This window comes from Tateyamaria omphalii (genome assembly GCF_019802125.1).
In the GTDB taxonomy this organism is placed as follows: domain Bacteria; phylum Pseudomonadota; class Alphaproteobacteria; order Rhodobacterales; family Rhodobacteraceae; genus Tateyamaria; species Tateyamaria omphalii_B.
Genome location: NZ_JAHVHT010000006.1, coordinates 16899 through 39606 on the forward strand (window position 1 = coordinate 16899; position 22708 = coordinate 39606).

Genomic DNA, 22708 nt, shown 5'->3' on the forward strand with positions numbered 1-22708 from the left:
TTACACCGCACCTGCGTCAATGATGCGGAAACCAAACAGGGAAATAGGCTCGTGTTACAACGCAGCGACAGCTTTGCGCCACAACGGGTGCGGTACCGGGGTCTCAAGGACACGTCGACCCTGCGCCGCGACGTGCGGTATGGAGGTATGGACCGGGTCCACGTTCGGGCCGGTTCAGTCATCTCCATCACCGCGACCGACGGCGGATGCGACGTCTGGCTCACCGCGCTGCCGGACGCTGCAAGAGACTTCGGTGTCAGCGCATTCGAAGGAGTAACCGGCACAGGCGACGCGCTGCCCAAATCCGGCTACGACACCCGCGCGCTGAAAGCCATCGCGCAAGGACGCGACACCGCGCTCTCCGAAGCGCGGGCGCTGCACATCTTCACCACCGACGACGCGCCAGGCGAAACCCATATCGGCAAGGTCACGCAGGACGCTGACCTGTTCTGCATCCTGCCCGCCCAAAAAGGCTTCATCGAAACCGGCGCGGGCGGCAGCGTGACACTGACCGTCCAGCCACCTGCAGGCGACGGTTTCGAGCTCACCCTGCCCGAGCCGCTGGGCCACGTGGTCGACGAATGGCGCGTAAATCGCGGCACCGCGCACGCCTACACGCTCAAAAAGGGACAATTCGTCCAGATCATCGACGTCGAAGGGCAGCAATGCTCCGACTTCATGGCGATGCGGGCGGACGCGCTTGATCAGGGCACCGAACGCTACATCGACAGCACTGTTTCGCGCACCATGGCGCGCGGCGCCTACCCCACGCCCGGCCTGCACGACAAGTTCTTTGACCAAGACATGGTGCCCCTTCTGGCACTCCGCCAAGACACGGTTGGCCGCCACGACACCTTCGCGCTCGCCTGCACCGCCCGCGGGTACGAAGAACGCGGCTTTCCCGGCCACATCAACTGCTCCGACAACATCTCGGGCGCCTTCGCCCCCTACGGCATCGGCAACCGCCGCGCATGGCCTGCGATCAACTTCTTCTTCAACTCGTGGATCGACTGGCAGAACCACCACATCGCCGCGGACGAGGCGTGGTCCCGCCCCGGCGATCACGTGACGATGCAGGCGCTCACCGACCTCGTCTGCGTCTCCACCGCCTGTCCCGACGACGTGGACCCGATCAATGGATGGAACCCAACGGATGTCCACGTGCGCATCTACGACGAAAACAGCCGGATACAGCACGCCGTCGCATGGCGCGCCAACCCCGAGGACGCAGCGCAAATGACCGCCCACTCCGCCTTCCATCCGCGCATCTCAAAACTGACAAGCAGCTACCAGGTCGCGCGGCAGCTTTGGATGCCCACGCAATACGACGCCACGGGGGCCATCGCCGAATACTGGGCCTGCAAGAACGCCGCCACGCTGCAGGACATGTCGGGCCTGCGCAAGTTCGACATCATCGGCCCGGACGCCGAGGAACTCCTGCAAATCTGCCTGACGCGCAACGCAGCCAGACTGTCCCAACATCGCGGCTTCTACGCCCTGATCTGCGACGCACGCGGGTCGGTGCTGGACGACGGCACGCTCTTCCGGCTCGAAGACACGGCCTTCCGCTGGTGCTGCGGCTCGGACAACTCGGGCCTGCACCTGCGCGAACAGGCAGCGGCCCACGGGTTGAACGTCCGGGTGCTCAGCTACGGCGACAAGATCCAGAACCTCGCCCTTCAGGGCCCCAAGTCCCGAGATATCTTGCGCAAGATCGTCTTCACGCAGCCCTCGCGCCCGTCCCTCGACAACCTCAAATGGTTCGGCTTCACCATCGCCCGGCTGCACGACCGCGACGGGCCGATGTTCATGCTCTGCCGCACGGGCTTCACCGGGGAACTCGGCTACGAACTCTTCTGCGACAGCGCCGACGCGGTTACCATCTGGGACGCGCTCATGGAGGCTGGCGCACCCGACGGGCTGGTGCCCATGGGCGGCAACGCACTGGAAATGCTGCGGATCGAAGCGGGGCTGATGATCTCGGGCGCCGAATTCGGTCCCGAAGCGGACGCCTTTGAATCCGGCCTCGGCTTTGCCGTCGATCTGAAAAAGGAAAACTTCATCGGGCGCACCGCCCTTGAACGCAACAACACGGCACCACGGCGCAAGCTCGTGGGCCTGCACATGGCCGGCAATGAGGTGCCCGTCCATGGCGATGGCATCTTTGTGGGACGCGAGCAGGTGGGCACGATCACCAGTGCCTGCCACTCCCCCGCACTCGGACATGCAATCTGCATGGCCCGGGTCGCCGTCGAAAACGCCGCACCCGGCACGGAACTGGAAGTGGGCAAACTGGACGGACATATGAAGCGCCTCGGCGCAACGCTTGTCGATCTGCCCTTCCTCGACCCAAAAAGAGAAAAGGCACGCGCTTGAACGACAACAGGGAAGAAGGGGTGGTCGTCACCCGCAACGTTTGGAAAATCTTTGGCAGCCGCGCAGACGAAGCGATGGAAGCCGTCCGCAGGGACAACCTGTCCAAGGCCGAGGTGCTGGAGCAATTCGGCGCCGTCGTGGGGGTCAAGGATGTCTCGATCTCCGTCGGTGAGGGCGAGATTTTCTGCATCATGGGCCTCTCGGGCTCGGGCAAATCCACCCTCGTGCGGCACATCAACCGCCTGATCGAACCCACGGGTGGCGACATCCTGATCAACGGGGCCAATGTTGGCCAACTCAACGCCGAAGAGCTTCGCGCCATGCGCGCCGACAAGATCGGCATGGTGTTCCAGAACATGGCGCTCTTGCCCCACCGCACGGTGCGCGACAACGTCGCCCTGTCGCTGGAGCTGCGCAACGTCGACGCCTACACCCGCGCGCAAGTCGCCGACCGCGTGATCGAACTGGTCAGCCTGCAAGGCTACGGCGACCGCCTGCCTTCCGAACTGTCGGGTGGGATGCAGCAGCGCGTGGGCCTCGCCCGCGCCATGGCCGCCGACCCGGACATCCTCTTGATGGACGAACCCTTCTCGGCCCTCGACCCGCTGATCCGGCGGGTGCTTCAGGACGAATTCCTCGACCTGTCGAAGTCGATGAACAAGACCACGCTCTTCATCACCCACGACCTGGATGAGGCGATCCGCATGGGCAACCGCATCGCCATCATGAAGGATGGCGAGATCGTGCAAGTGGGCACACCCGAAGACATCGTGACCAAGCCCGCTGACGACTACGTGGCGGACTTCGTGGCTGGCATCTCCAAGCTGAAGCTGCTCTATGCACACACAGTCATGGAACCGCTCGAAGCCTACGAACAACGCAAGGGACCCATCCCGCAGGCCGAGGCCCCCGTGGCCGAACCCGACGACGACCTCGACAAGCTGATCGCGCTCAGCGTCAACCAGGACCACCCGGTGCTGATCAAGTCGGACGGCAACGTCGTGGGCGTGGTGTCCAAAGATGCAATCCTGCACGGCGTCCAGGGGGAGGCGTAACATGACCGACACAACACCCGATCAAATGGGCGGCGCACCTGCTGCCGCCACGGACGAAACCAAACCCTTCGTCGAGTTCGCCGACAAATCCGGCGGCTACTTTGCCGAAACCTTCCTCTCCATCCAAAAGGCCAAGCTGCCCGCCACCCACGTCAACTGGATGGCGGCCATCGCGGGCTTCCCATGGGCCGCCCTGCGCGCCAACAAGATGCTGTTCTGGATCGGCTTCCTGATCGACCTCGTGGCAGCGGTCTATCTCATGCAGGTCTGGAAGTTCTCCCGCGCCGCCGAACAGGCGGTCATCGACAACAAGGATTTCCTGGTCGAACGGTTCGAAAACTGGACCACGTCCAGCCTCTGGGCCGCCGTGATCATCTTCATCCTCGGTCGCGTCATCTTCGGTTGGCTCGCCGACCGGCTCTACTTCCGCCAGTACAACACCTGGCGCGTCGACCATTCCAAACCCTCCGGTTGGGACATGAAACGGCTCGTCTGGGCGACACTGATCGTAGCTATGATCGCGCCCCTCATGCTCTACCGCGCCTCGCAATTCCCGCCCGAAGAACGGACCTGCATCAAACAGGCCCGCTCCATCGCCGCGGGCGAAGAGGTCGCGTTCAAGGACCAGTTCGACTGCATGATCATCGGGGAATTCCCCACCATCGTCTGGCTGGAACGGCGCGACACGGTCACCTACCCCCGCGACGACAACGGCGACCGCTTTGTGCGCCGCGAAGCCCCGCGTGAGGGTCTGCCACCGGTCAACCTCAACAGCTACACGGCCCAGCTCATCGATGACGGCATCGGCTACCTGACGGCGTTCTATGGCTTCTTCTTCGACGGGATCACGACCTTCCTGCGGTCGATGCTGTCGGCCATCACGGCGGTCTTCGTGGGCACGCCATGGATCATCGCCATGGGGGCGATCATGGCGATCAGTTACACGATGGCCGGGGCCCGAATAACCATATTCGTGGCCGCATCGCTCTGTTACCTCGCCCTCTTCGGCTTCTGGCAAACAGCGATGGACACGATGAGCCTCGTGGTCGCGGCCTCGATCATCTGCATCGTCTTCGGCCTGCCCCTGGGCATATGGGTCGGCAAATCGAAACGGGGGCAAGCGATCATCACGCCCATCCTCGACATCATGCAGACGATCCCGTCCTTCGTGTATCTGCTGCCTGCGGTCGCCTTCTTCTCGATCGGCAAACCGCCGGGCATTCTGGCCACAGTGATCTTCGCCATGCCCCCCATGGTGCGTCTCACGGCCCTCGGCATCCGCCACGTGCCCGAGAACACCAAGGAAGCGGCCCTGGCCTTCGGCGCCAACCCACGGCAACTCTTGATGAAGGTCGAACTGCCCCAGGCCCTGCCGTCGATCATGGCAGGGGTCAACCAGGTGGTGATGATGGCATTGTCCATGGTCGTCGTGGCCGCGCTGATCGGCGCAGGCGGCATGGGCTTTATCGTGACGGAGGCGCTCGCGAACACTCGCACGGGCGCAGGCATCCTGGCCGGCATCGGCATCGCGCTTCTGGCGATGATGATCGACCGCGTGGTCCAGAAGGCCAACACCGTCAAACACTAACCAAGAATGAGTTCAATAAGGGAGACACATATGAAACTCATCACAACCCTCACCGCTGCAGGGGCGCTGTCCGTCGCCGCAGTGGGTGCATCGGCACAGGAAAAGGTCGCCATCTCCGACCTCAACTGGACCGGCGCCAAGGCCATCGCCCACGTGATCAAAACGGTCATCGAAGGGCCGCTGAACTCCGAAGCCGAAATCGTCGAAGGCCTGTCCGACCAGGCCATCATCGGCGCAGGCATGGACAAGGGCGACGGCTCTGCCGACGTCTGGACCGACATGTGGATGCCGAACCAGCAAGCGCCCTGGGACAAGTATATCGAAGACGCAGGCACGGTCGCTCACAACCAACCCTATGCCGGCACCCAGCAGATGTACGTGCCCAGCTACATGTCCGACCAGATCAAGTCCTTCGAGGACCTGAAGGACCCGGCGGTCGCCGCCATGTTCGACAAGGACGGCAACGGCAAGGGCGAATACTGGGCCGGTGACGCCTCGTGGAAATCCACGAAAATCTGGCAGGTCAAGATGAAGTCCTATGGCCTGTCCGAACTGTGGGAGCCGGAGATTATCTCCGACGCGACCTTCAAGGCGCAGCTGAAAACATCCTACGGCAACCAGAAGCCGATCCTGTTCTACTACTGGACGCCCGAATGGATCCACGCCGCCTATGACATCTCGCCCCTGGCCGAGCCCGAGCACACCGAAGGCTGCATGAACCTGCAGCTCGACGGCGAAGATTGGCTGGAAGTGTCCGAAGCAGGCTGCAAGACGCCCGACGCGTCGATCTATGTCAGCTACTCCAAGTCCCTGGAAGAGCGGAACCCGCCCGCGGCCAAGTTCCTGAGCCAGATCCAACTGGACCCGGCAGTCGTGAACGACTGGATCCTGAAAATCGGTCGGGATGAAATGGACCCGCAGGACGTGGCCGAAGAGTGGGTCGCAGAAAACATGGACATCGTCGAAGGCTGGATCAACTAAGCAGCCCTGATCGTTCTACAGACCCGGCGCGAGGGATGCCTCGCGCCGGGTTTTCTTTGCCCGACTGCTGCCTGCGCACTCACCACGTCAACGCAGCCGTCGGCACATTCCACACCCACGCGACAACCAAAACCCATCCAAAGCACGCAACAGCCGCCAGCGTTGCACCTCGTTCGCCGAGTGGTATCCGTGTCGCCGGGACAACTGACCTCGCTATTGCCCAAACCAGCGCAAGCGCGATGGCCACGCACAGACCTGTTGCAATCCACAAGTCATCGCCTGGTGACGCCTGACTGGACAGATCACGACCACTGATGATCGGGGTGATGATGACGTAACACCCCGGGACCCCGATCAACCCGACCGCACCAAGCCACGTGGCTGCTCCGATAATACTCCGCCGGGCACGCCAGGCGAGTGCAATCCCGATCATGCAGAAAAGCACACCACCGACCGTCGCCCATAGTGCGGAATCCAAAGACACACCGCTGTGCCAAAAACCGACGCGGTCAAATGTTTGCATACCACCGTTCAAATTTGCGCCCACGACACGGCCCGCCGCGTCGCGTATGAACCCAAGCGGCACGTCGCCTTCGGCCGTTTCGAACTGATCAGTCCCTATGGGTTCAAACCGCAACGGATAGCCCAACCCAGAGACAAGAAGCGCACCGTTATCAGTCGCAGACACATCAAAAGCATGGGTGTTCAGCACATGCAGCCTGTCCAAACCAGAGGTGTTGCGGCGCGTCATCATGTAACGGCCTTCCATCTCTTGTAAGCAGACGTCATCGCACGCGATGCGCTCCGCAACAGGACGTGTATCTGGGGAAATCACTTCTCGCAGCACGCGGCGCGGAAGTGCCGCCAACGCTGAACCGCCAGGGCTGTTGGCCGCAACGAAAAAGCCGAGATCAAGCTCGGGAACAAGCACCATGTTGGTGTGGAACCCGAAATGCGATCCGGCATGATGGTACACTTCATGTCCAGCCCAAGTTTCGGACCAGAGACCCTTGGTCCGCGATGTGAACCCGGGACGATCTGGCCACATCGGCGCGTACAGGTCGGCAACGGCAGTTGAACCTGCCCCATCAACAGCGGTGTCTCCCAACAGAAGCTGCATCACGCGGCCCATGTTTTCAGCGCTTAGCGCCAAGCCGCCCGAAGCCGTGTGCGGCTGTGGAAACGGCGTGGGGTCAACGCCGACATATTGCCCGGCATTCCACACATGAAACGGGCTCGCGCCATTCTGATCCTTGGGCATGTGCATGGCACGCAGATCGTAGACACCGTGCGGCGCGAGCATTTCAGCGATGTAGTCGGTCAGGGGCGTACCAGCGACCTGGGCCACGATTTCACCAAGCAGGACATAGCTGGCGTTTGAATAGGCGATGACGTCTTCCGGCGGACGCACCTGGCGCGGCAAAATTGCGGAAATATGGTCAATGGCATTTTCAGCGCCGATGGCCTCAGGCGTCGTGAAATACCCCGCGTACCGTTCCTCAAGACCGGCCGTATGACTTAACAAATGACGCACCCGGACCTCACCAAACCGCTGGTCCAGCTTGAGCCCCGGCAAGTGCTGCGCAATCGGATCATCAAGCGTCAACCGCCCTTCACGCTCCAACTGCAGAATTGCCCAAGCCGTAAAAACCTTGGAAATGGACGCAAGTGGGATCACATCCTGTTCCGGGGACATCAATCGCCCGGTGCGCGCATCCCCCAGCCTGTAACCCCGCGACAAGATCACGTCGTCCCCAGAGACGACAACGACAACCGCGCCAGCGACAGCATCCTGATCCAGGCCGGTTGTCACAACACCGTCGACAAACCCGCTCAACTCTGCCTGCCACTGATCATCCGATGGCACCTCACCCGCGGCCAAAGACGCAGTAACCACCCATGACAGTGCAGCAAAAACGACGAACAGCCCCAGTACAACGTTCCGAAATGGGCGCAAAAATGTGCTTGATGTGGTCAACGCAAATGGCTCCTTGCAACGAAAAGTAGAAATGACTTGGAGCACATGTTTGGGTCGCGACCAGCCATTCAAGCAGGCCGCGAACGTTTTTTCTGTCCAGACAAAAAAACCCCGCCGTCTCCGGCGGGGCTTTCAATCTCAAAACCGAAAGATCGGGATCAGTCGCGGCTCTCTTCCGAGGTGTCGATGACCGTGTCGAACACGTCGCCACCCACCACGTCGTCGGCTGTCGGAGCAGCCAGGGCAGCGGCCGCTTCGGCCTCTTCCCGACGTGCTTCGATGACGACGTTGTCGCGGTCCGACGCGATCTTGCGCACGGCCTGAGTTGCCCCACCAGTCCCCGCAGGGATCAGGCGACCCACGATGACGTTTTCCTTCAGACCGACCAGCTTGTCCTTCTTGCCCTGCACCGACGCTTCGGTCAGCACGCGGGTGGTTTCCTGGAAGGACGCGGCCGAGATGAACGACCGGGTCTGCAGCGACGCCTTGGTGATGCCCAAGAGGATCGGACCACCCTGTGCCGGACGACCGCCTTTCGACAGCGCCTTCTCGTTGGCCGCGTCGAACTCCTGCTTGTCCACATGCTCGCCTTTCAGCAGCGTGGTGTCGCCCGAGTCCTCGATCTCCCACTTCTGGAGCATCTGACGCACGATGACCTCGATGTGCTTGTCGTTGATCTTCACGCCTTGCAGTCGGTAAACCTCCTGCACCTCGTTGATCATGTAGTCGGCAAGCGCCTCCACACCCATGATGGCAAGGATGTCATGGGGGGCTGGGTTGCCGTCCATGATGTAGTCACCCTTCTGGATGAAGTCGCCTTCGGCCACCGGGATGTGCTTACCCTTGGGCACCATGTACTCGACCTTTTCCATGGTCTCGTCGCTGGGCTCAATCGCAATGCGGCGCTTGTTCTTGTAGTCCTTGCCAAAGCGCACGTAACCATCGATTTCGGCGATGATCGCGTGGTCCTTGGGACGACGGGCTTCGAACAGTTCGGCCACACGGGGCAGACCACCGGTGATGTCCTTGGTCTTGGCACCTTCACGCGGGATCCGGGCGACAACGTCACCGGCTTCCACGGTCTGGCCATCCTCGACCGACAGAACCGCATCCACGGACATCGGATAGGTCACCGGATTGCCCGCATCGTTGCGGACCGGCTCGCCATCTTCGCCCACCAGAATGATCTCCGGCTTCAGCTCGTTGCCCTTCGGTGCGGCACGCCAGTCGATCACGATCTTCTGGGTCATGCCGGTGGCGTCGTCCGTTTCGTCGCGCACGGCCAGGCCGCTCACGAGGTCCACGTATTTCGCCGTACCCGCCTTCTCCGCAATGATGGGCAGCGTGTAGGGGTCCCACTCGAACAGCTTCTCGCCGCGCTTCACATCCTGACCATCGGTCACGAACAATGCCGTACCGTAGCCCAGCTTGTGGCTCGCGCGCTCGTCGCCATTCTCGTCCTGGATCACCAGCTTCATGTTCCGGCCCATGACCAGAACCTGACCGGCTGCATTGGTCAGCGTCTGCGGGTTCTCAAAGACGATCTTGCCTTCCTGGCTCGCTTCCAGGAACGACTGTTGACCACCCTGAGCAACCCCACCGATGTGGAAGGTCCGCATCGTCAGCTGCGTGCCAGGTTCACCGATGGACTGTGCCGCGATGATGCCGACAGCCTCGCCCGTGTTCACCATGGTGCCACGCGCCAGGTCGCGACCGTAACACATGGTACACACACCCTCTTCGCTTTCGCAGGTCAGGGGCGAGCGGATGCGCATGGACTGCACACCCATCTCTTCGATGGTGTCGGACATGCGTTCGTCGATCAGCGTACCGGCGGCAACGATTACCTCGTCGGTCCCTGGCTTCAGCACGTCGTCAGCTGCAACACGGCCCAGCACACGCTCGGCCAGCGATGCAACCACCTCACCGTCATTCACAGCCGCTTCGGCGGTGATGGCGTTTTCAGTGCCGCAATCGATGTCGCGCACGATGCAGTCTTGGGCCACGTCCACCAGACGACGGGTCAGATAACCCGAGTTCGCCGTCTTCAAAGCGGTGTCCGACAGACCTTTCCGCGCGCCGTGGGTCGAGTTGAAGTATTCAAGAACGGTCAGACCTTCCTTGAAGTTCGAAATGATCGGCGTCTCGATGATGTCGCCATTCGGCTTCGCCATCAGGCCGCGCATCCCGCCCAGCTGCTTCATCTGCGTGACCGAGCCACGGGCACCGGAGTGCGCCATCATGTAGACCGAGTTCGGCTCCATTTCGGCGCCCGCCTCGTCCTTACGCTCGGCCGAGATCGAGCCCATCATAGCATCGGTGACCTTGTCGTTACACTTCGACCAGGCATCGACCACCTTGTTGTACTTTTCACCCTGGGTGATCAGGCCGTCCATGTACTGCTGTTCAAAGTCCTTCACCTGCTCGCGGGTGTCATCCACGATGGTCCACTTGGTGTCGGGGATCAGCATGTCGTCCTTGCCGAACGAAATGCCCGCCTTGAACGCTTCCTTGAAGCCCATGGACATGATCTGGTCACAGAAGATGACCGACTCTTTCTGACCGCAATAACGGTAGACGGTGTCGATGACCTGCTGCACTTCCTTCTTCCGCAACAGGCGGTTGACCAGGTCAAACGGCGCCTTGTTGTTCAGCGGCAGAAGCGCACCCAGACGGACACGGCCCGGCGTGGTTTCAAAGCGCTGCATGACCTCTTCGCCATGGTCGTTGATCTGCGGCACACGGGCCGTAACCTTGGCATGCAAGTGCACTTCGCCCGCGTCGAGGGCATGTTGCACTTCCTCGATCGAGCCAAAGACCATGCCTTCGCCCTTCATCCCCTCGCGTTCCAGCGTGGTGTAGTAAAGGCCAAGGATCATGTCCTGCGACGGCACAATGATCGGCGCGCCGTTGGCAGGCGACAGAACGTTGTTCGTCGACATCATCAGCACGCGCGCTTCGAGCTGGGCTTCCAGCGAAAGCGGAACGTGAACAGCCATCTGGTCGCCGTCAAAGTCAGCGTTAAAGGCTGAACAGACCAGCGGGTGAAGCTGGATCGCCTTACCTTCGATCAGCACAGGCTCGAACGCCTGAATGCCCAAACGGTGCAGCGTCGGTGCACGGTTCAGCATGACAGGGTGTTCGCGGATAACCTCGTCCAGAATGTCCCAAACTTCGGGACGCTCTTTTTCCACCAGCTTCTTGGCTTGCTTGACGGTGCTGGACAGCCCCTTCGCCTCAAGCCGCGAGTAGATGAACGGCTTGAACAGTTCGAGCGCCATCTTCTTCGGCAGCCCACATTGGTGCAGTTTCAGTTCCGGCCCGGTCACGATGACCGAACGGCCCGAGAAGTCGACCCGTTTCCCCAGAAGGTTCTGACGGAAACGACCCTGCTTACCTTTCAGCATGTCCGACAGCGATTTCAGCGGACGCTTGTTGGCACCGGTGATCACACGGCCACGACGGCCGTTGTCGAACAGCGCGTCAACGGATTCCTGCAGCATCCGCTTTTCGTTGCGGACGATGATGTCAGGCGCGCGCAACTCGATCAGACGCTTCAGACGGTTGTTCCGGTTGATGACCCGGCGGTACAGGTCGTTCAGGTCGGACGTCGCGAAACGGCCCCCATCCAGCGGCACCAGCGGGCGCAGTTCTGGCGGGATCACGGGGATCACGGTCAGAACCATCCACTCCGGGCGGTTGCCGGACTCGAGGAACGACTCCACCACTTTCAGACGCTTGATGATCTTCTTGGGCTTCAGCTCGCCTGTCGCCTCTTTCAGATCAGCGCGCAGGTTTTCGGCTTCTGCTTCGAGGTCGATCTGGGACAGCATCTCACGGATGGCTTCGGCGCCGATGTTCGCGGTGAAGGCGTCCATGCCAAACGCGTCCTGCGCGTCCATGTACTCTTCTTCCGACAGCATCTGGCCATAGGACAGGTCGGTCAGACCCGGCTCGGTCACCACGTAGTTTTCGAAATACAGCACACGCTCCAGATCACGCAGCGTCATGTCCAGCATCAGACCGATGCGGGACGGGAGCGATTTCAGGAACCAGATGTGCGCGACCGGGGCCGCCAGTTCGATGTGACCCATCCGCTCGCGGCGGACCTTTTGCAGTGTGACTTCGACACCGCATTTCTCGCAGACAACGCCGCGATACTTCATGCGCTTGTATTTGCCGCACAGGCATTCGTAATCCTTGATCGGGCCAAAGATACGCGCACAGAACAGGCCGTCACGCTCGGGCTTGAACGTCCGGTAGTTGATGGTCTCGGGCTTCTTGATCTCGCCAAACGACCACGAGAGGATGCGTTCGGGCGACGCCAGGCTCACCTTGATCTCGTCAAAGACCTTGGGCGGCGTCAGCGGGTTGAACGGGTTGTTTGTCAGTTCTTGGTTCATTTTCAAATCCCTATCAGAGGGCCAAACGGTAAAGGACGATTCCGGCTAGGAGCGCGACGGATCCTGCAACGAACGCACAGCGCCCGACGAAATCTGTTCGCACGGAATTGTCGACGAAAAAGTACCGATACGCACAAACTGCTCCGACGGCGCCGGACGCCATCGAAGTGAGAACAACAAGCATTCCCAACAGCTTGAAAGTAACGGTTTCGACGATCACTCGTCCTCCTCCGCATCCAGGAGTTCCATGTTGAGGCCCAGACCGCGGACCTCTTTGACCAGAACGTTGAACGATTCCGGCACGCCGGCTTCGAAATTGTCCTCGCCCTTGACGATGCTCTCATAGACCTTGGTCCGGCCCGCCACGTCATCCGACTTCACCGTCAGCATCTCCTGCAGGGTGTACGCGGCGCCGTAGGCTTCCAGGGCCCAGACCTCCATCTCACCAAAGCGCTGACCACCGAACTGCGCCTTACCACCCAGCGGCTGCTGGGTCACAAGCGAGTACGGACCGGTCGACCGGGCGTGGATCTTGTCGTCCACAAGGTGGTGCAGCTTCAGCAGGTACTTGATGCCCACCGTGACAGGACGCGAGAACTGCTCACCCGTGCGACCGTCGAACAGGATCGACTGACCGCTTTCCGAGAAGCCCGCACGCACCAGCGCGTTGTTCACATCACCTTCCTTGGCACCATCAAACACCGGCGTCGCGATCGGCACACCGCGGGTCACGTTGCCCGCCGCCTCGATCAGGTGCTCTTCATCCATCCCGGTGAAGCCCTCATCATAAACGTCGTCGCCATAAGCGATCTTGAGCGCCTCACGCACCGGGGTCAGATCACCCGACCGGCGATACTCTTGCATCGCGTCATCGATCTGCAGACCCAAACCGCGTGCGGCCCAGCCCATGTGCGTTTCAAGGATTTGCCCCACGTTCATACGCGACGGCACACCCAGCGGGTTCAGACAGAAATCGACCGGAGTACCATCGGCGAGGAACGGCATGTCCTCCATCGGCACCACTTTCGAAATCACACCCTTGTTGCCGTGACGACCGGCCATCTTGTCGCCCGGTTGCAGCTTGCGCTTCACCGCCACGAACACCTTGACCATCTTCATCACGCCCGGGGGCAGATCGTCACCACGGCGGACCTTCTCGACCTTGTCCTCGAACCGGGCATCCAGGGCACGCTTCTGCGCCTCGTACTGCTCGTTCAGGGCCTCGACCACCTGTGCGGATTGCTCGTCTTTCAGGGCAATCTGCCACCACGCGGACCGCGGAAACGCCTCAAGCAAATCGGCGTCCACGTTGGAGCCTGCCTTGACGCCTTTCGGCCCCTTGGCAATCTCCTTGCCCAGCAGCATGTCGCCCAGACGGGCATAGATGTTGCGGTCCAGAATGGCCAACTCGTCGTCCCGGTCACGGGCAAGGCGTTCGACTTCCTCACGCTCGATCTGCAGGGCACGTTCGTCCTTGTCCACACCATGGCGGTTGAACACACGCACTTCCACAACAGTCCCGAAGTCACCCGGCTTCACCCGCAGCGACGTATCGCGCACGTCGGAGGCTTTCTCACCAAAGATGGCGCGTAGCAGCTTCTCTTCCGGCGTCATCGGGCTCTCGCCCTTCGGTGTGATCTTACCGACCAGGATGTCGCCCGGCTCCACATCGGCACCAATATACACGATGCCCGCCTCGTCGAGGTTGCGCAGCGCTTCCTCACCGACGTTCGGGATATCGCGGGTGATCTCTTCCGGCCCCAGCTTGGTGTCACGGGCCGCGACTTCGAATTCCTCGATGTGGATCGAGGTAAACACATCGTCACGCGACACGCGCTCGGAAATCAGGATCGAGTCCTCGTAGTTGTAGCCGTTCCACGGCATGAACGCGACGACCACGTTCTTGCCCAGCGCCAGTTCACCCATATCGGTGCTTGGCCCGTCAGCAATCACTTCGCCCTTCTGAACCGTGTCACCCACCTTCACCAGCGGACGCTGGTTGATGCAGGTGTTCTGGTTGGACCGCTGGAACTTGCGCATGCGGTAGATGTCCACACCCGCGTCACCCAGCTCAAGGTCATGCGTCGCACGGATCACGATCCGGGTGGCATCCACCTGGTCAATGATGCCCGCACGTTTCGCCATGATGGCCGCACCAGAGTCGCGCGCCACAACTTCCTCGATGCCGGTGCCGACCAGCGGCGCCTCGGCTTGCAGAAGCGGAACCGCCTGACGTTGCATGTTCGAGCCCATAAGCGCCCGGTTCGCGTCGTCATTCTCAAGGAACGGGATCAGCGAGGCCGCAACAGACACCAACTGCTTGGGCGACACGTCGATCAGGTCCACCTGGTCCACCGGCGACAGGGTGTAGTCCCCGGATTTCCGGGTGTTCACCATCTCGTTGCGGAACTTGCCGTCCTCGTCCAGCATCGCGTTGGCCTGCGCCACGGTGTGACGCATTTCCTCGGTCGCGGACATGTAGTGCACTTCGTCGGTCACCTGACCTTCGTTCACCACGCGGTACGGTGTTTCAATAAAGCCGTACTTGTTCACGCGGGCAAAGGTCGCGAGGCTGTTGATCAGACCAATGTTCGGCCCTTCCGGCGTCTCAATCGGGCACATGCGACCATAGTGCGTCGGGTGCACGTCGCGCACCTCAAAGCCTGCACGCTCACGGGTCAGACCGCCCGGCCCAAGCGCCGACAGACGGCGTTTGTGCGTCACTTCGGACAGCGGGTTGGTCTGGTCCATGAACTGCGACAGCTGGGACGAGCCAAAGAACTCGCGCACGGCAGCAGCAGCAGGTTTCGCGTTGATCAGATCCTGCGGCATCACCGTGTCGATCTCGACCGACGACATACGCTCCTTGATCGCACGCTCCATGCGCAGCAGACCCACGCGGTACTGGTTCTCCATCAGCTCGCCGACAGAGCGGACACGACGGTTGCCCAGGTGGTCGATGTCGTCGACATCGCCCTTGCCGTCGCGCAGTTCCACCAGCGCCTTGATGCAGGCAACGATGTCCTCGGACCGCAGCGTCCGCTGGGTGTCTTCGGCGTCCAGCGCCAGACGCATGTTCATCTTCACGCGACCAACGGCCGACAGGTCATAGCGCTCGCTGTCAAAGAACAGCGTGTCGAACAGAGCGGAGGCCGCATCCACGGTGGGCGGCTCGCCCGGACGCATCACGCGGTAGATGTCCATGAGCGCGGTTTCGCGGTTCATGTTCTTGTCTTGCGCCAGCGTGTTGCGGATGTACGGACCGACATTGACGTTGTCGATGTCGAGCACAGGAATATCGGTGATCCCTGCGTCGATCAGCTCCTTCACGGTGCCGCCGATCAGGTCGCCGTCCTTGTCGTATTCCAGGGTCAGCTCATCACCGGCCTCGACATAGATCGCGCCGTTTTCTTCGTTGATGATATCCTTGGCGACGAACTTGCCCACGATGTTCTCGTAAGGGACCAGCAGGTCGGTGACAGCACCTTCGTCGATCAGCTTCTTGACCGCGCGCGGCGTGACTTTCTTGCCTGCTTCGGCAATCACTTCACCGGTTTTGGCGTCGACCAGATCATATGTCGGACGGGTGCCGCGCACACGCTCGGGGAAGAACGGTGTGACCCAGCCCTTGTTCTTCTCCAGCTTGTACTGAACGGTGTTGTAATAGGCATCCATGATGCCTTCCTGATCCAGACCCAGCGCGTAAAGCAGCGTTGTCACCGGCAGCTTGCGGCGACGGTCGATGCGGGCAAAGACGATGTCCTTGGCGTCGAATTCAAAGTCCAGCCACGAGCCGCGGTAGGGAATGATACGGCAGGCGAACAGCAGCTTACCAGACGAGTGCGTCTTGCCCTTGTCGTGGTCAAAGAACACACCGGGCGAGCGGTGCATCTGGGACACGATCACGCGCTCGGTGCCGTTGACGATAAACGTACCGTTGGGCGTCATCAGGGGCATGTCGCCCATGAACACGTCCTGTTCCTTGATGTCCTTAACGGACTTGGCACCCGTGTCTTCATCGACATCAAACACGATCAGACGCAGGGTGACTTTCAGCGGCGCGCTGTAGGTCATGTCGCGCTGCTGGCATTCCTCAACGTCGTATTTGGGCTTTTCCAGCTCGTACTTGACGTATTCCAGAACGGACGTCTCGTTGAAGTCCTTGATCGGGAAGACCGATTGGAACACACCCATGATGCCCTCGCCGTCCATCGGCGTCGGCTCATCCCCGGAATTCAGGAAAAGATCATACGAGGATTTCTGCACCTCGATGAGGTTCGGCATATCCAGCACTTCGCGGATCTTGCCGTAATATTTACGTAGACGTTTCTGACCAAGGAACGTTTGTGCCATGCGGTTCTCGCACTCCATCTTTGTTCTGGTCGCGCAACGGAAGGGGCATTCCCGGCGCGAGCCTCAAAGATCGAAAAGGTGATCTATCCCTGCGCACCCGCCCAAGATGCGCGCCCGATCACAATCTTTCCTAAAAAGCCGCCGCAGCGGTTCGTACCCAGCGGCTTTTTGCGAAAGATCGGAACATGAAGTGTGTGTTCGGCTGACCCCCTTAGATACAAGACGCAAAAAGCCGGGCGCGAATCATCGCTCCCAGCGGAGAGGTTCATTTAGGACGCTATCGGGGAAAGCACAAGGGACACCCTGCGCCAAACACCCGCTTTTGTCAAATCCGGCCCCTCAAAGCAAAAGGGCGCCCCGTCTCCGGAACGCCCCCTGAATTGCGAAATCGCAAGGCTTAGGCCAGCTCGACCTCGGCGCCAGCTGCTTCCAGCTTGCCCTTGATGTCTTCGGCTTCGGCTTTGTCGACGCCTTCCTTGATCTTGCCGCCGGCTTCGACCAGGTCCTTGGCTTCTTTCAGGCCCAGACCGGTGATGCCGCGCACTTCCTTGATCACGTTGATCTTGGAGGCGCCTGCGTTCTTCAGGACAACGTCGAATTCCGACTTCTCTTCCTCGGCTGCGCCACCGGCGTCGCCTGCAGGGCCAGCCATCATCACTGCGCCGCCAGCGGCGGGCTCGATGCCGTACTCGTCCTTGAGGATGGTTTTCAGTTCTTGTGCTTCCAGCAGGGTCAGACCCACGATGCTTTCTGCGAGTGCTTTCAGATCAGCCATTGTATCAGCTCTTTCCGTTTACATGTGTTCCAACGTGCAGTGTCTACCGCACGCCAATCAGACAATGCCTCAGGCCGCCTTTTCCTCGATGGTCGAGAGGATGGAGGCGATGTTGCTTGCAGGTGCGCCAATGGCCCCGGCGATGTTCGATGCAGGTGCGCCGATGCAGCCCACGATGGAAGCAATAAGCTCCTCGCGCGAAGGCATCTTCGACACAGCCGTCACACCGGCCCGGTCCAACGCATTCTCACCCATGGCTCCGCCGAGGATCACGAACTTGTCGTTGCCCTTGGCAAAGTCCTCCGACACCTTGGCGGCTGCCACGGGGTCCTCGGAATAGGTCAGAACGGTCATGCCCGTCAGGTAGTCAGCAATGCTTTCGCAGGGCTTGTCCTGAAGGGCAATCTTGGCGAGCCTGTTTTTGGCAACACGAACCGCAGCATCTGCTTCACGTGCTTTCGCGCGCAGATCCTGCATTTCGGCAACTGTCAGACCGGCGTAGTGGGCAACCACAACGACGCCAGAGCTTTCAAAGATCTGGCCGAGTTCCTCGACCACTTTCTCTTTCTGGGCTCTATCCACAGTTTTCTCCAGTTTATGGGAGGCGAACCCCCCGGCTCAGTTTGCACCGGATCACTCCGGCGGTTTGGTCCTCGAAATACACGGGTCCAAGACCGCCAGAGGCTCGACGGAGCATCTGGAGAAGTAAGGTCTGTTCCCGCCTCGGGCAGGATTTATGAGCCAAGGCTCACCCACCGTCTCGGACGAAAGCGAGGGCGTTCGAATCAATCGGACACCCTCGAGGTGCGGAGTTATAGGGTTTGGGGGGCGTTGTGAAGGGGGTTCACTAATCTTCACCGGTTGGGACTGAAGTCGAACGTATCGTCAATCCACAGCCCACGGAACAAGTGACAGTCTTCACCTTACTGCGTTCCAAATTGGGTTGCGGTAAGTAAATGAGCAAGTTCGCTCGTGACGCCGGCCTCTGACAAATTAAATTGTGTGACCCCAACTATCGCTGTCAGCTCGGCACAAAGCGGCGTTTTCGTCTCGCCATGTTCATACGGTAGGTGTCTTCACCGCTTGAAGGGACAGAAAAGGTAAATGTCGTAGTCCGGTATGCAGTACCTTCGCGTTGCACTACTTCGCCCGTCTGCTCTACCGAAAGCTCTCCTGAAAACTTTTCCACGATCTCTTTGGCAACCGATAACCCGATACCAGTACCAGCAGGTCGGAGCTTAGAAGCCGTCTGACCTCTAAAGCCAACTGAGAAAACTTTCTCGACCTCAGATTCAGCTATCCTCGGGCCAATGGATGTTACTGACACCACCGTCTTTGCCTCCAAGTCGTACACTCCGACTTCCACAGCGTTGTGCGGAGGGCTGTACTTAATTGCATTGTCGATAAGGGTGTATGGGACAATATCAAGAATGTTTGGCCCTCTTGTGAACCGGTAAGAGCCGCCTGAAATTTTGATATTAATAGATTTATCGTTGGCCGCAGCACGAAAACAGCGCACAACCTTGTCTACCCGACTATATACCGGAATCTTCTCTAATTTTTCAAAGCGGTCTACACCGGTGGTATAGTCGAGATAGTCAATTCTCGCTTTGAGCATTGTTTGCGTCGCGACAATAGTCTTCAAACTGTCCGCTAACTCAGAATGGTCTCTATTTGCATGCGCCCTTCCAGCCTGCTCAGCGGAATGATATATTGCAGAAGACAAGTGCCTGAGGTCGTGCACCAGAGCCGTCGTGCTTTCCTCTGCGAGTAGCCTCTGCTGCTTGGAGCGCAAGAGATGCTGCTTGAGATACTCCTCAATCATTTGCTTAGTATTGACGGCAGTATACCCATACACTTTTTTGGTTGGCTTTGGGCCATCAAGCAGATGCAAACCGGGGATAATATACGAGCGACCAAAATCGTCGGTTTTTCGATACAGCAGATATCCGAATTCAGAGACATGCCATCCGTCTTCATTGATTGATGTATATTTTGAGACACGAAACTGGTCACAGAGTTCAGGTGGCAACCTAAACAAGGAACCTTGACAAGAGGTAAATGAACCGTTCGGCTCAACAATTATTGAAAAGTACGCAAGCATTCTACGCTAGGATAAGACTATAAATTGCAGAGGCTATCAAGCTCTGAACAATACCCTTTGCATGTCCACTTACGTTTACTTTTGAAAGTACTTGGCTGAGTAGTTTGAAGTCAGCATCTTGCGTCTGCACCGATCGCACATATGCATCTTCAAGTTTTACGATGTCTCGGATATCAATCTCTTGATCAAGCAAACCTTCTCTTGCGTTTAACCACATGATGTAGGGGTCCATGACCTGTTTTACGTAAGCGTCTAGCATTTCTGACCAAGCAGTTAAATCTTCATCCTTCTTGAGAAAGTGATCGCAGTACTCTTTAGCCGCTATTGCTTCGGCAGAGTTAGCGCGCGCACCGGTGTAGGCTATCACTATCTTCGTTGGGTAATTGGTTTTTATTTCTTTGATAAGACTAGCGCCACCAATGCGTTGGTCAAAATGCGCCCCAACGCCCATCAAATCAGACAGCACTATATCATATCCGCTTACCTCTGCAGTATTTGAGATATCATGCAGCAGCGTTATGTCATATCCGTATGATTTTAAGTTGGAATATGGTTGGAATTTTTCGTCATCAATCACCGCAATTTTAACTGCCGACCGCAAGTCAGCTTGGTTTTGGTTCATACGGTTCTTTTTTGCGTAGTCTCGCAGTTCTAGAACCGATTTGTAAGAGCTCAATCCAAACACTTCTCATCGTTCCTTAGCATAGACGTACGCGACGCCATCAGTTCTGCACCTTATACAGGGCTGAGCGCCGTAAGTGTAGCTGTCTTGCTAGAGAAGCGAACTGAAGCCACAAACTTCCCTGTTGTTGCCCACCATACAAAAACCGCCCGCCTTCGGGCGTCATGCTACAAATCAACCCGTTAAAATCCCGGAAACTCACCGTGCGGTGGCCTCGCCCCCAAGACCGGCCCCACGGGCTGGCGATACATCTCCACCTGCACTCCGCGCATCCGTCCGATGACCCCACGACCATAAAGCGCGCCGCACGACCCCCAAGATCGCCATCCCCCGGTCCCGCGATGTCCGTCTCACCGCGCAGCCAATACACCGTAGGGTGGGCATTCTGCCCACCACCCCGACCCGCCTCTACGCGCAAGGCACCATTTCCGCCTCTATCGCCGCCTGATACGCCTCGGCAAACCGCGCGCTGAGCGGATCCAGCGCAAGGATCCGCGCGCTTGCCGCATCCATCCGCATGCACGCAAACTGGTCGATGCCGGCAAACAGCGTCGCGTGGGCCGTGTCCTCCGTCATATCCGGCTGCGTCGCGGCCCAGAGTGTCGCGATCCGGTCGCGCTCCGTCTCTGTCGGCATCAGGCACAGGGTCAGGTCAAATTTCGCTTGTGCCAGCGCCAGGCTGGCGGGGTCCCGTGCGACCGCATCGGGCAGCCCCACGAACACGCCCACATACTCGGCCAGCGCGACCACACCCGCCGCATATTTTTCAAAGGCTGCGCGGGCCACAGAGTCTGTGGTCTGCACGGGTGTCACTGGCCCGACGGCGCCCCATGCCTCGGGCTCCATCGCGGTCACGGCCGCCCACTCTGCCGGGCAGGTCCGTGCCGCAATGTCGATCGCGCGTGTGCCCGCCTGCGCCGCCGTGGCCGTCATCACCACCAGCGCGGCGGATACGTTCAGAAAGAGCTGTCTTGCGGTCATGCGTCCGGCCCGTTTTCAGCGCTGTCTACAGGCCAAGCGTGTCAGGATTTGGGCCGCATATGTTACCAAAAGGTAAAAACGCCCTTGTAACCCTTTGATCCTACAGGGGTCGCGCAATGTCCCCGCGTGGGACACCAAAAAAGGCGCGTACATTGCAGTCCAAAATCCCCACATCTTCTCTAACCAGCCGAGAGGTCAAAGACCTCAGGAATGGCGCAACCAAGAGGGCTTCTCAAAAGGTCAGCAAAACCAGCGAACGCGACGCGAAGCTATCGATCTCATGGCCAACGCCAGACCGCATGGACTTGCCATCCGCCCCGGCAACAGCTGTGGTCCCACAACCCGCCGCCGCAGGCAAAGGCTGCGCTAATGGCCGGCTTCATCGTAGTTCCAGACAACTTTCTTGCCGGAAACCGGATAGCACTGGCAGGTCAGCACATAACCCGCGTCCACCTCGTAATCTTCCAGCGCATGGTTGGCCACCATCTCGACATCACCCTCCGTCACCTTTGCTTTGCAGGTCGAGCAAACACCAGCCTTACACGCAAAAGGCGCATCGATAGTGTTGGCGAGCGCAGCATCCAGCAGGCTGGTGTCCGGTGGGATGACAAATGACCGTGCCTCGCCACCCAATGTCACGCGCCCCTGCACGCCTGCTTCCATCTCTGACGCATCAGCGACTTTTTGCGGCAAGCGGCCCGGTTGGGCGCTGGCGAAAAGCTCGAAGCGGATCTGGTCCTTGGACAGCCCGTGGTCTGACAGAGCCTCGGAAATCGCCAGCATCATCGGTTCAGGTCCGCAGATATAGGCCATATCTACCGAAGCAATGTCGATCCAGTTGCGGAACAATGTGGCACATTTGGCGCCATCCACACGACCGTGGAACAAATCGATGTCTTGGCTGTCGTCTTCAAGCACATGAATCACATTGAGACGGCCAAGATGCTGATTTTTCAGGTCTTCAAGCTCCTCCCGGAACATGATCGTGTTCGGGCTGCGATTGGCGTAAACCAAGGTGAAGCGCGACGTTGGGTCGTCGGCCAGACCGGTTCGGATGATCGACAGGATCGGCGTTATGCCAGAACCACCTGCAAAAGCGAGGGAATGGTTGCCGTCCGGTTCGGCATAGAAGTTGCCCATCGGCGGCATTGCCTCAACAACATCACCCACGGAAAGATCACTGTTGGCCCAGCTGGAAAACGCGCCCCCTGCCACGCGCTTGATACCCACCTGCAGAACCCCGTCATCCTGACCCGCGCAGATGGAATAGGACCGACGCAACTCCTGTCCGTCGAAGTCGCGACGAAACGTCAGATACTGGCCTTGAGTGAAGGTGAAATCGCCCTCTCGGGGTTTCAGCGTGACGACGACGGCATCACGGATCGTCTTTTGGATGTCGGTGACTTCCAGGGGATGGAACTGGGGCATCATC

Annotated in this window: 13 protein-coding genes; 4 read left to right on the forward strand and 9 right to left on the reverse strand. The window is 59.5% G+C overall.

The window, feature by feature from the left end:
- Positions 1 to 51 precede the first annotated feature (51 nt).
- From KUV51_RS19355 to KUV51_RS19370, 4 genes are read left to right on the forward strand one after another with little or no spacing between them, the layout of a single operon-like run.
- Entirely contained in the window at positions 52 to 2376 is a 2325-nt protein-coding gene (locus KUV51_RS19355) for a DUF1989 domain-containing protein (protein ID WP_315898852.1), read from the forward strand.
- Positions 2373 to 3431 carry a glycine betaine/L-proline ABC transporter ATP-binding protein gene (locus KUV51_RS19360; protein WP_241462684.1) on the forward strand — a complete coding sequence of 353 codons (1059 nt, stop codon included), beginning with the start codon at positions 2373 to 2375 and terminating at the stop codon, positions 3429 to 3431. Before KUV51_RS19355 ends, KUV51_RS19360 begins: the two co-directional genes overlap by 4 nt.
- Position 3432: 1 nt before the next feature.
- Positions 3433 to 5019 (forward strand): ABC transporter permease, encoded by a 1587-nt coding sequence (locus KUV51_RS19365; protein WP_222523106.1) that lies wholly within the window; start codon positions 3433 to 3435, stop codon positions 5017 to 5019.
- A 30-nt stretch (positions 5020 to 5049) separates the two neighbouring features.
- Positions 5050 to 6000 carry a glycine betaine ABC transporter substrate-binding protein gene (locus tag KUV51_RS19370; RefSeq protein ID WP_222523107.1) on the forward strand — a complete coding sequence of 317 codons (951 nt, stop codon included), beginning with the start codon at positions 5050 to 5052 and terminating at the stop codon, positions 5998 to 6000.
- 79 nt (positions 6001 to 6079) lie between these two features.
- Here KUV51_RS19370 and KUV51_RS19375 read toward each other — a convergent pair whose 3' ends face one another.
- From KUV51_RS19375 to KUV51_RS19415, 9 genes are all read right to left on the reverse strand, one after another.
- Positions 6080 to 7978 (reverse strand): serine hydrolase domain-containing protein, encoded by a 1899-nt coding sequence (locus KUV51_RS19375; RefSeq protein WP_222523108.1) that lies wholly within the window; start codon positions 7976 to 7978, stop codon positions 6080 to 6082.
- A gap of 158 nt (positions 7979 to 8136) precedes the next feature.
- Positions 8137 to 12381, reverse strand: a complete 4245-nt coding sequence (rpoC, locus tag KUV51_RS19380; RefSeq protein WP_222523109.1) for a DNA-directed RNA polymerase subunit beta' — start codon at positions 12379 to 12381, stop codon at positions 8137 to 8139.
- A 216-nt stretch (positions 12382 to 12597) separates the two neighbouring features.
- Positions 12598 to 16734 carry a DNA-directed RNA polymerase subunit beta gene (gene rpoB, locus KUV51_RS19385; RefSeq protein WP_222523110.1) on the reverse strand — a complete coding sequence of 1379 codons (4137 nt, stop codon included), beginning with the start codon at positions 16732 to 16734 and terminating at the stop codon, positions 12598 to 12600.
- A 397-nt stretch (positions 16735 to 17131) separates the two neighbouring features.
- Complete coding sequence (gene rplL / locus KUV51_RS19390; RefSeq protein WP_222523111.1) at positions 17132 to 17509, reverse strand: 50S ribosomal protein L7/L12; 378 nt, start codon at positions 17507 to 17509, stop codon at positions 17132 to 17134.
- Positions 17510 to 17578: 69 nt separating this feature from the next.
- Positions 17579 to 18091 (reverse strand): 50S ribosomal protein L10, encoded by a 513-nt coding sequence (gene rplJ / locus KUV51_RS19395; RefSeq protein WP_039689769.1) that lies wholly within the window; start codon positions 18089 to 18091, stop codon positions 17579 to 17581.
- A 439-nt stretch (positions 18092 to 18530) separates the two neighbouring features.
- Positions 18531 to 19613, reverse strand: a complete 1083-nt coding sequence (locus KUV51_RS19400; RefSeq protein WP_222523112.1) for a sensor histidine kinase — start codon at positions 19611 to 19613, stop codon at positions 18531 to 18533.
- 1 nt (position 19614) lies between these two features.
- Positions 19615 to 20235, reverse strand: coding sequence for a hypothetical protein (locus KUV51_RS19405; RefSeq protein WP_222523113.1), 621 nt, complete (start codon positions 20233 to 20235; stop codon positions 19615 to 19617).
- 468 nt (positions 20236 to 20703) lie between these two features.
- Entirely contained in the window at positions 20704 to 21276 is a 573-nt protein-coding gene (locus KUV51_RS19410; protein WP_222523114.1) for a hypothetical protein, read from the reverse strand.
- A gap of 366 nt (positions 21277 to 21642) precedes the next feature.
- Complete coding sequence (locus tag KUV51_RS19415) at positions 21643 to 22704, reverse strand: 2Fe-2S iron-sulfur cluster-binding protein (protein ID WP_222523115.1); 1062 nt, start codon at positions 22702 to 22704, stop codon at positions 21643 to 21645.
- Positions 22705 to 22708: the final 4 nt, after the last annotated feature.